This is a genomic window from Janthinobacterium sp. J1-1 (assembly GCF_030944405.1).
Classification (GTDB): Bacteria; Pseudomonadota; Gammaproteobacteria; order Burkholderiales; family Burkholderiaceae_D; genus Janthinobacterium.
This window is the reverse complement of sequence record NZ_CP132339.1, coordinates 2545324-2558521: the sequence shown is the minus strand read 5'-3', so window position 1 is coordinate 2558521 and position 13198 is coordinate 2545324. Positions and strand designations below refer to the sequence as shown.

13 protein-coding genes are annotated in these 13198 nt (G+C 65.5%); 3 read left to right on the top strand and 10 right to left on the bottom strand.

Features of this window, described 5'->3' with window-relative positions; all coding sequences use genetic code 11:
• Positions 1-9 precede the first annotated feature (9 nt).
• The 9 genes from Q8L25_RS11660 to Q8L25_RS11620 all read right to left on the bottom strand — a co-directional run bounded on the left by Q8L25_RS11660 (position 10) and on the right by Q8L25_RS11620 (position 9295).
• The gene (locus tag Q8L25_RS11660; RefSeq protein WP_308924971.1) at positions 10-1086 is read right to left on the bottom strand and encodes a glycerol dehydrogenase; all 1077 of its coding nucleotides are present in this window, start codon (positions 1084-1086) and stop codon (positions 10-12) included.
• 25 nt (positions 1087-1111) lie between these two features.
• Entirely contained in the window at positions 1112-1885 is a 774-nt protein-coding gene (locus tag Q8L25_RS11655; RefSeq protein WP_308924970.1) for an SDR family oxidoreductase, read from the bottom strand.
• Between the two features lie 13 nt (positions 1886-1898).
• Positions 1899-2543 carry an HAD family phosphatase gene (locus tag Q8L25_RS11650; RefSeq protein ID WP_308924969.1) on the bottom strand — a complete coding sequence of 215 codons (645 nt, stop codon included), beginning with the start codon at positions 2541-2543 and terminating at the stop codon, positions 1899-1901.
• Positions 2540-4042 carry an FGGY family carbohydrate kinase gene (locus tag Q8L25_RS11645; RefSeq protein ID WP_308924968.1) on the bottom strand — a complete coding sequence of 501 codons (1503 nt, stop codon included), beginning with the start codon at positions 4040-4042 and terminating at the stop codon, positions 2540-2542. Before Q8L25_RS11645 ends, Q8L25_RS11650 begins: the two co-directional genes overlap by 4 nt.
• A 9-nt stretch (positions 4043-4051) precedes the next feature.
• Positions 4052-5056, bottom strand: coding sequence for an ABC transporter permease (locus Q8L25_RS11640; protein ID WP_308924967.1), 1005 nt, complete (start codon positions 5054-5056; stop codon positions 4052-4054).
• Positions 5057-5075: 19 nt separating this feature from the next.
• A complete protein-coding gene (locus Q8L25_RS11635; RefSeq protein ID WP_308924966.1) occupies positions 5076-6593 on the bottom strand; it encodes a sugar ABC transporter ATP-binding protein in 1518 nt (505 codons plus the stop codon).
• Between the two features lie 76 nt (positions 6594-6669).
• Positions 6670-7653 (bottom strand): substrate-binding domain-containing protein, encoded by a 984-nt coding sequence (locus tag Q8L25_RS11630; RefSeq protein ID WP_308924965.1) that lies wholly within the window; start codon positions 7651-7653, stop codon positions 6670-6672.
• A 47-nt stretch (positions 7654-7700) separates the two neighbouring features.
• Positions 7701-8657: a shikimate dehydrogenase gene (locus tag Q8L25_RS11625; RefSeq protein ID WP_308924964.1), complete on the bottom strand. Its 957-nt coding sequence runs from the start codon at positions 8655-8657 to the stop codon at positions 7701-7703.
• A complete protein-coding gene (locus Q8L25_RS11620; RefSeq protein WP_308924963.1) occupies positions 8654-9295 on the bottom strand; it encodes a glucose-6-phosphate isomerase in 642 nt (213 codons plus the stop codon). The genes Q8L25_RS11625 and Q8L25_RS11620 overlap by 4 nt, the downstream gene beginning before the upstream one ends.
• Before the next feature lie 218 nt (positions 9296-9513).
• On the opposite strand from Q8L25_RS11620, the gene Q8L25_RS11615 reads away from it, so the two are divergent.
• Together Q8L25_RS11615 and Q8L25_RS11610 are read left to right on the top strand one after the other, a co-directional pair.
• The gene (locus tag Q8L25_RS11615) at positions 9514-10938 is read left to right on the top strand and encodes an FAD-binding oxidoreductase (RefSeq protein ID WP_308924962.1); all 1425 of its coding nucleotides are present in this window, start codon (positions 9514-9516) and stop codon (positions 10936-10938) included.
• Between the two features lie 58 nt (positions 10939-10996).
• Positions 10997-11920 carry a MurR/RpiR family transcriptional regulator gene (locus Q8L25_RS11610; protein WP_308924961.1) on the top strand — a complete coding sequence of 308 codons (924 nt, stop codon included), beginning with the start codon at positions 10997-10999 and terminating at the stop codon, positions 11918-11920.
• A 26-nt stretch (positions 11921-11946) separates the two neighbouring features.
• Here Q8L25_RS11610 and rpiA read toward each other — a convergent pair whose 3' ends face one another.
• Positions 11947-12624, bottom strand: a complete 678-nt coding sequence (gene rpiA, locus Q8L25_RS11605) for a ribose-5-phosphate isomerase RpiA (RefSeq protein WP_308924960.1) — start codon at positions 12622-12624, stop codon at positions 11947-11949.
• A 204-nt stretch (positions 12625-12828) separates the two neighbouring features.
• Here rpiA and Q8L25_RS11600 point away from each other — a divergent pair, with 204 nt between their 5' ends.
• Positions 12829-13197, top strand: coding sequence for a response regulator (locus Q8L25_RS11600; protein WP_308924959.1), 369 nt, complete (start codon positions 12829-12831; stop codon positions 13195-13197).
• Position 13198: the final 1 nt, after the last annotated feature.

Sequence of the window (13198 nt, the reverse complement as noted above, 5' to 3'; positions counted from 1 at the left end):
TTTCCTTGTTCAGACTGGCAGCGCGCGCAAGGCGGCCACCAGCATGCCGGCGTCGATGGCGACCGGCTCGTTATGGGTGATTTCACCGGGACGGCAGGCGCGTTCGGCCACGATGCGCAGCTTGTCTTCGGTGATATCGACAATGCCGATATCGGCCAGGCGGGTCGGCAGGCGCACCGACCGGCAGAACGCCAGCACGCGCCGGAATTCGTCTTCATTGCCGCGCAGCTTCAGGCCAGCCAGCACGCCGATCGCCACCTTTTCGCCATGCAGGTGATGGTGCACGTCGGGCAGTTCGCACAGGCCATGGTGGATGCCGTGCGCCGACGCCACGCCGCCCGATTCGAAGCCGATGCCCGACAACAGGATATTGGCTTCGACCACGCGCTCCATCGCCGGTCCGGCTGTTTTGGCATCGCATTCGGCCACCGCCGCCGCGCCATATTCGAAGATGGTGTCGCGGCAGGCGCGCGCGATCGCATGCGCCACTTCCAGGCCCGGCATGCCGAGGCAGTTGGCCGCCCCGCTGTCGCGGCAGGCGTCGGCTTCGTAATACGTGGCCAGTGCGTCGCCGATGCCGGCGATCAGAAAGCGCGACGGCGCCTGGCTGATGATGGCGGTATCGACCAGCACCAGGTCCGGATTGCGCGGCAAGAATTTGTCATAGGCGACGCCGCCGTCCTCGTTGTACACCACCGCCAGCGCGCTGCAGGGCGCATCCGACGACGCGATGGTCGGCACGATAATGACGGGCAGCGACAGGCCGTGCGCGGCCGCCTTGGCCGTGTCGAGCGCCTTGCCGCCGCCGATGCCGACGATCACGCCGGCGCCGGCCTTGCTCGCCAGTTCGACGATGCGGGCGATTTCGGCATCCGAACATTCGCCGCCATGGCGTACCAGTTCCGCCTTCGCCTTGCCGTCCAGCGCGGCCAGCACCTTGTCTTGCAGGATGTCGAATACGCCGCCGTCGAGCAGCACCACGGCCTGCGCCGCAAACGCCGCCACTTCGCCGCCCAGCATGGCCAGCGCACCCGGGCCTTGCAGATAGCGGCCGGGGAAGCGTGCCCCTTTTATAGTGTGTTTCATGCGATGTCCTTTGAGATGTGCATGCTTACCAGCACGCGTAGCCGCCGTCGGCCAGCACGATGGAACCGGTCATCAGGCTGGCCGCGTCGCTGGCCAGGAACAGGATGACCGAGGCCACTTCGTCGACCTTGCCCATGCGGTTCATCGGCGTGCCGCCCACCCAGTGGCGGTACATTTCCGGGTCGTCGTAGACATAGGCGTTCATCTCGGTCTCGATATAGGTGGGCGCCACGGCATTAACGCGCACGCCGCGCGCACCCCACTCGGCCGCCAGCGAGCGCGTCAGGTGATGCACGGCTGCTTTCGAGGCGTTGTAGTTGGCCTGCTCCTGCGGGCGGTTGACGATAAAGCCGGACATCGAGCCAACATTGACGATGGCGCCCGCGCCGCGTTCCAGCATGCCCTTGCCGAAGGTGCGGCAGCACCAGAACAGGCCATTGAGGTTGACGTCGATGACCTTGTTCCACACCTCGTCGGCCATGGTTTCGGCCGGATGATTCGAGATCGCGATGCCGGCGTTATTGACCAGCACATCGATGCGGCCATGGCGCGCCAGAACCGCGTCATGCACGCGCTGCACCGCTTTCGCGTCGGTCACGTCGAGCAGTTCGCCCTCGACGCGGTGGCCCTTGGCCGTCAGCTGTTCCACGGCGCCAGCCAGCAGCTCGGGGTTCATGTCGGTGATGACGACGGTGGCGCCGGCTTCGGCCAGCGCTTCCACGGTGGCCAGGCCGATGCCGCGCGCGGCGCCCGTGACGACGGCGATCTTGTTGGTCAGTTTGAATTTATCGAGATACATCTGCTTGTCTCCATTATTGTATGAATTGCTGTAAAAATCCTGCCAGGTCGTCGCCCGCCAGCGTATGCACGCCGTCAGGAAACACCAGGTCGTGGCGATGCGGCTCGGGCCAGCCGACGACCGTCATGCCGGCGGCCAGGCCCGCCTGCGCGCCCGGCGCGCTGTCTTCGACCACCAGGCACTCGTGCGGCGCCACGCCCAGCAGCCAGGCCGCGCGCAGATACGGTTCGGCATGCGGCTTGCCTTCGCGCACGTCATTGCGGGTGACCGTGATCATGTCGGGCCGCGAGATGCCGGCCACGGCCAGGCTGGCGTCGACCAGCATGCGGTCCGAGTTCGACACCACCGCCACCGCCAGGCCGGCAGCGCGCGCCGCATCGATGGCGGCCTGCGCGCCGGGCCGCATGGCGATCTCGCCGGCCCGGCGCAGAAAGCCCGCATACTTGGCGGCCACCAGTTCCGCATACGCCATCTGCAAGCTGGTGGTGGCGCGCAGCAGCGCATACACGGCCGGCATCGCCATACCGGTGGAATCGTGGGCGAACGTGTCCGGCAGCGCCACGCCCACCTGGTCGAGTACTTCCAGCATGGCGATATGATGCAGCGGTTCGCTGTCGACCAGGGTGCCGTCCATGTCGAACAATATCGCGCGGATCATGGGGCCAGCCCGTCGAGATCGTCGTACATCCGCTGCGAGTGCAGATACAGCTTTTCAAACACGGGCTGCATGCGCGCATAGGTCTCCATCCAGCGCGGCTCGGGCGCCACTTCCTTGTCATAGGCCACCAGCGCGTTTGCCGCCTGCGGCAGCGTGGCATGGCGCCCCAGGGCCACGGCCGCCATCGCGGCGCAGCCGATAATGCCGCACTCGGCTTCCTGCGGCACCAGGATCGGGATGCCGTACACGCTGGCCTTGATGCGCAGCCACAGCTCGGTGCGCGCGCCGCCGCCCGAGGCGACCAGGCGTTCCAGCCTGCGCCCGGCGATACGCTCCATGATATTGATATGGCGCTTGACGCCGAAGGCCACGCCTTCGAGCACGGCGCGGTGCAAGTGCTCCAGCCCATGCGCGGCGCCGATGCCGAAGAACTGGGCGCGGGCATTCCTGTGCTGGCCAAAGCGCTCGCCCGACAGATAGGGCATGAAGAACAGGCGGTCGGCGCCGGCCGGCGCCAGCGCCGCCTTGGCCACGATGTCTTCGTAGCTGAGGGCTTTTTCATGAAAGGCGCGGCGCGCCCAGCGCATCGCGTCGCCGCCCGTTTCCAGCAGCATGAAAGCGCCCCAGCCCCCTTCGACCGTGCCGACATTGGAAATGGCCGGGTCCAGCAGCGGCTGATCCGTCACCAGGGTGACGATGCACGAGGTGCCCAGCATTTCCGAACCCATGCCGGGGCTGCACACGCCGGAGCCGAGCAGGCCCACCGGATAATCGCCGGCGCCGACCAGCACCGGCGTGCCTTCCCGCAGCCCCGTTTGCGCAGCCGCCTGCGCCGTGACATGGCCCACGATATCGAGCGGATCACGGATGGTGGCCAGCTTGGCCATGTCCAGTCCCAGCTGCTCGCAGGTGGCGCGCGACCAGTCGCCGGTGCGCGGGTCCATCAGGAAGCTGCAGGCCGCCTCGGTGCGGTCCATGCCGGCCACGCCGGTCAGGCAAAAGTTCAGGTAATCCTTGGGCATCAGCACGGCCCGCGTGCGCTGCCAGGCCTGCGGATCGTGGTCGCGCAGCCATTGCAGCTTGAAGGCGGGCCAGGCCGGCGTGGGCGGATTGCCGGTGCGGGCCAGATAGTCCTGCGGCCGATGCGCCGCCTCGAAGGCGGTGACCAGGGGCACGGTGCGCTTGTCGTTCCACAGCGGCGCCGTGTCGCGCGCCAGTGCGCCATCGGCGTCGAGCAGCACGGTGGCGTGCATCTGGCCGCAGGCGGCCACCATGGCGATGCGTTCGCGCGCGCCGGGCACCGCTTGCAGCACCGTTTGCACGGCGGCCACGGTGCCGTTCCACCAGTCCTGCGGGCGCTGTTCGGACCAGCCGAAGGCCGGCACGATCTGGTCATGCTCGCGCGCGGCGATCGACAGCACGCGGCCATGCGCATCGACCAGCGCGGCGCGCACGCTGCCGGTGCCCACATCGATGGCCAGTGTCAGTTCGTCGTTCATGTGCTGTCCTTATTTGCCGCGCAGGCCGCCGGTGCCGCGCTGCGCCAGGATGGCGACGATGATGATAATGCCCATCACCACCTGCTGGTGGTAGCCGGGCACGCTGGCCAGGTTCATGATATTGCCGATCACGCCCAGGGTCACCACGCCGACCAGGGTATTCAACACCGTGCCGCGCCCGCCAGCCAGGCTGGCGCCGCCGATCACCACGGCGGCGATCACGGTCAGCTCGTCGCCGGTGCCGATGGTCGGCGCGCCGACGCCGGCACGCGCCGTCGAGATAATGCCGGCAACGGCCGCCAGCAGGCCCGACACCACATAAGCCAGCATCACATGGCGCCCCACCGGCACGCCCGACAGGCGCACCGCCTCCTCGTTCGAACCGATGGCGCGCACGATGCGCCCGGCGCGCGTCAGCGCCAGGAACAGGCTGCCCAGGCCGAAGATCACCAGCATCAGCACGGTCGGCTGCGGGAAGACCCACCAGGTGTCGCGGCCGAAGTCGAGCAGCGATTGCCCCGCGTCGTCGATCATCGCCGGCGCGCCTTTCGAGACGATCAGCGCCATGCCGCGCGCCACCGTCATCATCGCCAGCGTGACGACGAAGGAGCTGAGGCGGTACTGCGACACCAGGGTGCCGCAGATGGCGCCGCACACCACGCCCGTCAGCAGGCCGCAGGAAATCGCCGTGGCCAGGCCGTAGTCGGGAATCAGGAGGGCCGTGGTGACGCTGGCCAGCGCCGCCACCGAGCCGACCGACAGGTCGATGCCGCCGGTCAGCACCACCAGCAGCATGCCCATGGACATGATGCCGACGCTGACGATCTGGCGCGCCACGTTCGACATGTTCGGCGCCGTCATGAAGTCGGGCGACACGAACGAGGCGGCGACCAGCAGCACCACCAGGATCAGCACGGTGTTATAGCGCACCGCCGCGTTCCAGACGCTGCGGCCCGAGGGAGTTTTGGCTGGCGCCTGCTGGCCGGCCAGGGGAGGAACGATAGTTTTGCTCATGATATGCATTCGGTTGGTTTCAATTGGCATGCAAGGAAGTGGCGGCGGGAGCGGCCAGGCCCAGGCCCAGCGACATGGAGACGATGTTTTCCTCGCTGTAGTCCGCTGCCTGCAGCTCGCCGCGCAGGTGGCCGGAGCCCATCACCAGGATGCGGTCGCACAGGCCGATCAGTTCATTGTGGTCGGACGACACCACCAGCACGGCCATGCCCTGCGCCGCCAGGTCGTTGATCAGGGTATAGATTTCCACCTTGGCGCCCACGTCGACGCCGCGCGTCGGTTCGTCAAGGATGATGACCTGGCCCTGCGCATGGAACCACTTGGCCAGCACCACTTTCTGCTGGTTGCCGCCGGACAGGGTCGAGACATCGGCGTGCATGTCGCGCGCCTTGATGCGCAGGCGCGCCATCAGGTCGGCCACGGTGCGTTTTTCATGCGCCAGACGCAGGCCGCCGAACCAGTGCGAGACGTCGGCCAGGCGAGCCATGGTCGAGTTGATGCGGATCGACATCGACAGCACCGCGCCCTGCCCCTTGCGGTCTTCCGGCACCAGGCCGATGCCGGCGCGCACCGCCTGCCCGCTGTTTTTCGGCGTGACGTTTCTACCCTTGACGCGCACGGTGCCGCCATCGGCGCGGTCGGCGCCAAAGATCAGCCGTACCAGTTCGCTGCGCCCGGAGCCGATCAGGCCACCGAGGCCCACCACTTCGCCGGCGCGCACCTGCAGGCTGGCGCCATGCACGGCGCCGCGCCGGCGCAGGCCGTCCACGTCCAGCACCACCTCGCCGATGGCCACGTTCTCGCGGCGCGGAAACAGCGCATCGAGCGGGCGGCCCACCATCAGCCGGATCAGGCCATCCATGGTGAGGGAGTCCGGCGTGACGGTGTCGACCACCGCACCGTCTTTCAGCACGGTGATGCGGTCGGCAATGCTGAACACTTCATCGAGGCGGTGCGAGATATAGACGATGCCGACGCCGCGCTCGCGCAGCGCGCGCACGATGCCCAGCAGTCGCTCGGCGTCGCTGGGCGCCAGCGACGCCGTCGGCTCGTCGAGCACCAGCAGTTTCACGTCCAGGCTCAGGGCCTTGGCGATTTCCACTACCTGGCGCTGCGCGGCCGACAGGGTAGCGACCAGCGCGGTCGGGTCGATGTCGAAACCGAGGCTGTGGATCAGGCCGCGCGCCCGCTCGAACATGCCGGCCCAGCGTATCAGGCCCGGCAGCTGGCACAGCATGACGTTTTCCGCCACGGTCAGATCCGGCACCAGGGCGGTCTCCTGGTGGATCAGCGCCACGCCCTGGCCCAGCGCCTCGCGCGGGCTGCGAAAGCGCACCGCCTGGCCATGCTGGCGCATCAGGCCCGCATCGGGCTGGTGGTTGCCGGCGATGATTTTCATCAGGGTCGACTTGCCCGCGCCGTTTTCACCGACCAGCGCATGCACTTCGCCGGCGCGCACCTCGAAGTTGACGGCGTTGAGCGCATACACGCCGCCGAAATGCTTGCCGACGCCTTCCAGCGATAACAATGCTGTCAAGGTTGCCTCCAGTTGTAATGAATAAGATGTCGCGCCACCCTCAGGCGGCGCGAAGGTCAAACGTGCAGCGGCAAGCTTAAAAAACCGATTTCGGGTTGTAGAACTTGTCGACGTTTTCCTTGGTGATCGCCGCCGGCGCCGTGTAGGTATTTTTCGGCACATCCTTCACTTCGCCGCGCACCACCTTGATGCCCAGGTCGACGGCGGTTTTCGCCACCAGCGCCGGGTCGTTCAGGCCCGTCACGCCATACTTGCCGGCCTTGATCAGCGCCAGCGCTTCCTTCTGGCCGTCGGCGGCGGCGACCAGCAGGATGCCCTGGCGTTTCGCGCTTTCGATGGCGCGGCGCGCGCCCAGCAGCATGCTGTCGTTTTCGGACAGCACCACGTTGAAATCCTTGTTCGCCACCAGCAGGTCTTCCATCGCCTTCAGGCCGCCTTCGTCGTTCCAGTTGCCCCAGCCCTGGCCCACCACCGTCACGTCGGCCTTGCCGTTCTTGCGCAGCTGCGCTTCCATCATGCCGGCCATCACGCCCATGCGGCGGTCCTGGCCCACCGGATTGCCTTTTTCACCGGAGATCAGGGCGATCTTCAAGGGCTTGCTGCCGGTCTGGTCGATCACCCAGTTGCCGACCAGCGCGCCATTGGCGCTGTTCGACGACGTTACCTGGGTGACGTAATTGGCTTTCGGGCTGAGGGCACTGTCGATCACGATCACCTTGACGCCGCGCGCGGTGGCGGTGTTGACGGCGTTGACCATGCCTTCCGGGTCGGCCGGATTGATGATCAACAGCTTGACGCCGCGCGTGACCAGGTCTTCCACGTCGGAGATCTGCTTTTGCAGCTTGCCCTGGCCGTCGGTGCTGATGACCTCATAGCCCAGCTCCTTGCCGCGCGCCTTGACCGCTTCCATCTGCGCCGCAAAGTATGGCGCGGAGATGGTTTTCATCGATACGCCGATCTTGAACTTGGCCGGCGCGTCGGCCCAGGCCGGAGCGGAAGTGGCCAGGGCCAGTGTGGCGGCGACGACGATGCGGCCGAAATTGCGTTTATGTTGGTTCATGTGATGATCTCCTGTAGTTTTTGTAGTTGAATCAATCGCCTGCCCGTTCAGGCAGGTTTGCCTGCCTCTGCCGCGATGCGGCAAATCTCGTCGAACGCGGGCCCGCCGGTCGGGATGTCGATATCGAACACCTCGGCGATCACGCGGGTCCAGCCATAAATGAAATAGGTCCAGCCATCTTCCACCTGCATCTGGCGCGCCTGCTGCTGCCCACGCGCCTGGTCGAGAAACACCAGCGCGCCGCGATAGTTCAGGTCCCAGGCGATGCAATGCTGCGGGAAGACGGCGGCGTCGCCGAGCGGCGAGCCGGGTGCATCCTTGCCCAGGCCGGTGGCGTTGATCACCAGCGCACCGGGCGACAAGCGCGCCAGCACGGCGTCGTTCTGTTCCGGCGTTTCGGTAACCACGTATTCGCATGGGATGCCCAGGTCCAGCTCGCGGTGGATGCGTTCGATTTCGTCGAGGCGATGCCGCGAGCGGTTCGAGACGATCACTTTCGACGGCCGGTTGGCGCCGCGTGCACGCTGCATCAGGTGCAGGGTCAAGGCGATGGTCGAGCCGCCGGCGCCCATCGAGAACACCTCGGCGCCCGTGCTGGCAAAATGCTGCGCCGGCAAAAAGCCGTCCAGCGCCAGGCCGGACGTGATCTGGTCCTTGGCGTGGCAGATGAATTTGCCGTCTCGCTTGGACAGGCAGCTGGTCTCGCCCATCAGCAGGGCAAAATCGTCGATCTCGTCGAACAGGTCGCGGCAGGCCGCATACAGGTCGATTTTATGGGTGGTGACCAGCGCGCCGACCGACAGCGGATCGTGCTTGAGAAACTCGACGGCGGCACGGTAGTCTTGCGCCGGCGCGTGCAGGGGAAAATCGATGCCCTTCATTTCGACGTCGCCCAGGCCCAGGTGCGCGGCCCAGGCCGGGAACACCTTCATGATCGAGCTTTGCGCGGTGCTGACGCCGATGAAATAAAAGGTCGGGCGCAGGGCGGGTGTGAACGTCCTCATGCCGCCACCTGCTTGCCGCGTTCGAGCAGCGCCAGCACGTCCGCTTCCGAGCGGCCCGTGTAGGCCGGGTTTTCCACGCTGCGCCAGCCGCCGGCGCCGTCGTCGACAATGCGCAGCTTCATGCCTTGCGAGCGTTCGATGATGCCGTAATCCTGGCCCGAATCGGCCGGATAGCAGAACAGCATGACGAAATCCTCGTCGCCCACGTTGACCGAACGGTGTATCCAGTGCGGCGCCACATAGCAGGCCGTGTTCGGCAGCACTTCGATGATGCGCGTTTCGCCGTCGGGCGACTCCATCAGCATCAGGCCCTTGCCTTTCAGGCCGTAATACAGCTCGGGCCGGTCGAGGATGGCGTGCACATGGCCGCGCGTCAGGTAGAACTCGTCGCCGATCTTGCCCGGGCTCATGCGCGTCACGCCGGTGATCAGATCGCCGGCCGAACTGCTGGGACGAAAATCGGTGACGTCGTAGACCACCTCCTGGCCGCCGCTGGCCAGGCGCGCATCGAAGGCCGCGCCATCGGCATACAGGCCGTTCAGGTCCTGCAGGCGTTTCTGGTAGCGCGTGCCGCTGCCGTGCATCAGGCCGGCATCCACGTCGACCTCGAAACGGCGAGGTTCAGGCCACATCATCATTATTCATCTCCCGGAAGTTATGTCGAAAATTATCACGCAACGTTAGTGAGACTAATGTTATTGATCAAATAAACGACTGTCAAGGAAGAGTTTCACATTATTTCTTATTGCATTGCACCATAAAGATAGTTGGACTAACGTTTATTGTTAAGCTAAGCTAACGTTCATCGCCGCTACCAGACCAGGTAATCCGGGCGCAACAACACAGGAGCAATTCAATGACGAGCGCTGCAGCTTCCGCACTTTCCCCCGCCGATACCTCCGCCGCCGTGGCCGCCCTGCGCGCCGCGCTGGGCAGTGACGTGATCCTGCTGCCGCAGGAATTTGCCGGCCGCAAGAACGCCGACTGGAGCCGCATGCCATGCGCCGAGCCGGTGGCGCTGGCGCGCCCGCGCAGCACCGAGCAGGTGGCGCGCATCATGGCCATCTGCCATGCCCACCGCCTGCCGGTGGTGACACAGGGTGGCCTGACCGGGCTGACGGGCGGCGCCTGCCTGCATGGCGGCGAACTGGCGCTGAGCCTGGAATTGATGAATGGCATTGAATCTATCGATACGGTGTCGGGTACCATGACGGTGCTGGCCGGCACGCCGCTGGAAACGGTGCAGGTGGCGGCCGACGCGGCCGGTTTTCTGTTTCCGCTCGACCTGGGTGCGCGCGGCAGTTGCACCATCGGCGGCAACCTGGCCACGAATGCGGGCGGCAACCGCGTCATCAAGTACGGCATGATGCGCGAGCAGGCGCTCGACATCGAAGCGGTGCTGGCCGACGGCAGCATCATCGGCGGCACGCACGGCATGATCAAGAACAATACCGGCTATGACTTGCGCAACCTGCTGATCGGCAGCGAAGGCACCTTGGGCGTGATCACGCGCGCCGTGCTGCGCCTGCGGCCCAAGCCGCGCGCCGTGTCGACCGCCTTTTGCGGCCTGCCCGATTACCAGGCGGTGACCACCCTGCTGTCGCGCGCGCAGGCCATGCTGCCGGCCGGGGTCTCGGCGTTCGAGGTGATGTGGCCCGGCTACCACGATTTCGTTACTTCACGCATGCCGGAACTGCGCGCGCCGCTGGCCGGCCGCCACGCCTACTATGTGCTATTGGAAAGCAGCGGCGCCGATCCCGCGCGCCAGGCCGAGGCTTTCGAAGCGTTCCTGGGCGAACAGCTGGAAGACGGTGTGCTGGACGACGCGGCGCTGGCGGCCACCGAGTCCGACGCGCTGGCCTTCTGGGCCATCCGCGACGCGCCCGGCGAATATCCGCGTTTCATTCCTGGCCGGGTCTCGTTCGATGTCAGCTTCGCGATCGCCGACGTGGGCCTGGCCGCGCAGCGCTGCGAGGCGGCCCTGCGCGAAAAATGGCCGCAGGCCACCATTCTGATCTACGGCCATCTGGGCGACGGCAATCTGCATATCGTCGTGCATGAACCGGACTGGCCGGCCAGCGCCGCGCGCGCCGTGCAGGATGTGGTGTACGGTATTACCGGCGAGATGCACGGTTCCGTGTCGGCCGAACATGGTATCGGCAGCAAGAAGCTGCGCGTGCTGGGGTTGACGCGCACGCCGGCCGACCTGGCGGCCATGCGCGCGATCAAGCTGGCGCTCGACCCGCTGTGGCTGCTCAATCCGGGCAAGGTGCTGGTTTAATCGACCTGCCTGCCCTTACAATAGCAGTTCAACAAGACTCAATCGAAGAGAGAAACCCATGCCCACAGCAGACGCCGACAACGGCCGCATGCCAGCACAGGCGCTGCAAAAGGGCGCCGAGGCCGACCCGGCCCGCAATATCCTCGATATCATCGCGCGCGCCCTGCCCGACTTGCGGCGCGGCAGCCGCCAGCTGGCCGAGTTCATCCTGGCCCACCCCCGCTTCGTGGTCGACGCCAACCTGGCGGACCTGGCGCGCCAGGCCGAACTGAGCGAGCCGACGGTGCTGCGTTTTTGCACCATGGTCGGCTGTAGCGGTTTTCGCGACCTGAAGATCCGGCTGGCGCAAAGCCTGGTGCTGGGCATACCGACCACCCACGCGGCGCTGTCGTTCGACGACACGCCGCGCAGCATTACCGGAAAACTGTTCGATTTCACCGCCACCAGCCTGGAGCGCACGCGCAACAGCCTCGATCCCGGCGCCATCGAGCAGGCGGTGGACTTGCTGGCGGCGGCCGCGCGGATCGAGTTTTTCGGCTTTGGCGCGTCCGGCATCGTCGCCCTCGACGCCCAGCAGAAATTCCCCTTGTTCGGCGTGCCGTGCGGCGCCAACCAGGATTCGCACCAGCAGCTGATCACCGCCTCGATGCTGCGCCCAGGCGACGTGATGTTTGCCATCTCGAATACCGGCACTACCGTCTCGCTGATTGAAATGACGCGCATTGCCAAGGAACGCGGCGCGAAGGTGATCGTGCTGACGGGCTCGCACAGCCCGATCTGCCAGCACGCCGACGTGGCGCTGATCGCCGAGTCGCTCGACAATACCGATTTATATACCCCCACCATCTCGCGCCTGTCGGCGCTGGTGGTGATCGACATCCTGTCCGTCAGCGTCGCCCTGCGCCGCGGCGACGACCATGCACGCGATATCAGCGACATGAAAAAACACCTGGCCGAGATTCGTTCGCACACCGCCATCTGATCTGAGGCGGCGGCGCAGCAGGTTTTTTAGTAAGCCAGCGTGCGCACGCCTTCAGGCGTCCCCAGCAGGCACACATTGGCGCCGCGCGCGGCGAACAGGCCGACGGCGATCACGCCGACGATCTGGTTGATCTGCTGTTCCAACGCCACCGGGTCGGCAATCTGCAAGCCCAGCACGTCGATGATCTCGCCGCCGTTGTCGGTAATAAAGGCTTCGTCGCTGCCGGGCTTCAGGCGCAGGCGCGGCGTGCCGCCCAGCGCGGCCAGCTGGCGCGAGACGCTGGCGCGCGCCATCGGCACCACTTCCACCGGCAGCGGAAACGCGCCCAGGGTCTCGACCAGCTTGGAGCCGTCGGCGATGCAGACGAATTTCTTCGATACCGATGCGACGATTTTTTCGCGCGTCAATGCCGCGCCGCCGCCCTTGATCATGGCGCCGCCGGCCGTGATTTCATCGGCGCCGTCGATATACACGGCGATCTCGCTGACGTCGTTCAGGTCGAACACGGCGATGCCGTGGCCGGCCAGGCGGGCGGCCGTCGCTTCGGACGAGGCAACCGCGCCCTTGATGCTGTCCTTGATCTTGGCCAGTTCATCGATGAAAAAGTTGGCGGTCGAGCCGGTACCGACGCCGATGATTTCGCCTTTCACTACATAATCAATCGCGGTGCGGGCTACGGCTTGCTTCAATTCGTCTTGGGTCATGGCAGGGAGGGTGAAGTGGGAATGGCGCTATTTTACTGGATAGCCAGGCCGGCAAGCAGGGCCATGGGCGGCGGCGCAACAGCCGGCAGGCGGGCAAAGATGAAAATTTTTGCCCTAAAGCAATTCGGATAGCGAATTATCGGTTGCCCAGGCAATCTATGCGAAAATGTGAGATTGACAGAAATGACGTTTCAGGAATAGCAAATGGATCACAGTAAACAGGTACTTGTTGTCGATGACAGCCGGGTTTCACGTTTGATGGCGCATCAGTTCATTCTCAGCAAACATGCCGGCTGGCAGATCACCGAAGCGGCCACGGGCGAAGAAGCGCTGGAGAAAGTCAAGGCGCTCGACCCTTACCTGATATTGCTTGACGTTAATATGCCGGGCATGGGCGGCGTGGCCGCCGCCGAGCAGCTGCGCGCCCTGTATCCGCAGACCCATATCTTCCTGGTGACGGCGAATGTGCAAAACGCCATCCGCAACCGCGCCAGCGAATTGAAAGTGGGCTTCATGGAAAAACCCATCACGGAAGTGCGCATCCACGCGCTGATCGATACGCTGGACGCCTGAA

Bases quoted from the DNA above. Each gene is read 5' to 3' on its own strand.
- Q8L25_RS11610 (WP_308924961.1), top strand. From the start codon at position 10,997: ATGCCCACAGCAGACGCCGACAACGGCCGCATGCCAGCACAGGCGCTG.
- Q8L25_RS11640 (WP_308924967.1), bottom strand. From the start codon at position 5,056: ATGAGCAAAACTATCGTTCCTCCCCTGGCCGGCCAGCAGGCGCCAGCC.
- Q8L25_RS11650 (WP_308924969.1), bottom strand. From the start codon at position 2,543: ATGATCCGCGCGATATTGTTCGACATGGACGGCACCCTGGTCGACAGC.
- Q8L25_RS11645 (WP_308924968.1), bottom strand. From the start codon at position 4,042: ATGAACGACGAACTGACACTGGCCATCGATGTGGGCACCGGCAGCGTG.
- Q8L25_RS11630 (WP_308924965.1), bottom strand. From the start codon at position 7,653: ATGAACCAACATAAACGCAATTTCGGCCGCATCGTCGTCGCCGCCACA.
- Q8L25_RS11600 (WP_308924959.1), top strand. From the start codon at position 12,829: ATGGATCACAGTAAACAGGTACTTGTTGTCGATGACAGCCGGGTTTCA.
- Q8L25_RS11625 (WP_308924964.1), bottom strand. From the start codon at position 8,657: ATGAGGACGTTCACACCCGCCCTGCGCCCGACCTTTTATTTCATCGGC.
- Q8L25_RS11615 (WP_308924962.1), top strand. From the start codon at position 9,514: ATGACGAGCGCTGCAGCTTCCGCACTTTCCCCCGCCGATACCTCCGCC.
- Q8L25_RS11620 (WP_308924963.1), bottom strand. From the start codon at position 9,295: ATGATGATGTGGCCTGAACCTCGCCGTTTCGAGGTCGACGTGGATGCC.
- Q8L25_RS11660 (WP_308924971.1), bottom strand. From the start codon at position 1,086: ATGAAACACACTATAAAAGGGGCACGCTTCCCCGGCCGCTATCTGCAA.
- Q8L25_RS11655 (WP_308924970.1), bottom strand. From the start codon at position 1,885: ATGTATCTCGATAAATTCAAACTGACCAACAAGATCGCCGTCGTCACG.
- rpiA (WP_308924960.1), bottom strand. From the start codon at position 12,624: ATGACCCAAGACGAATTGAAGCAAGCCGTAGCCCGCACCGCGATTGAT.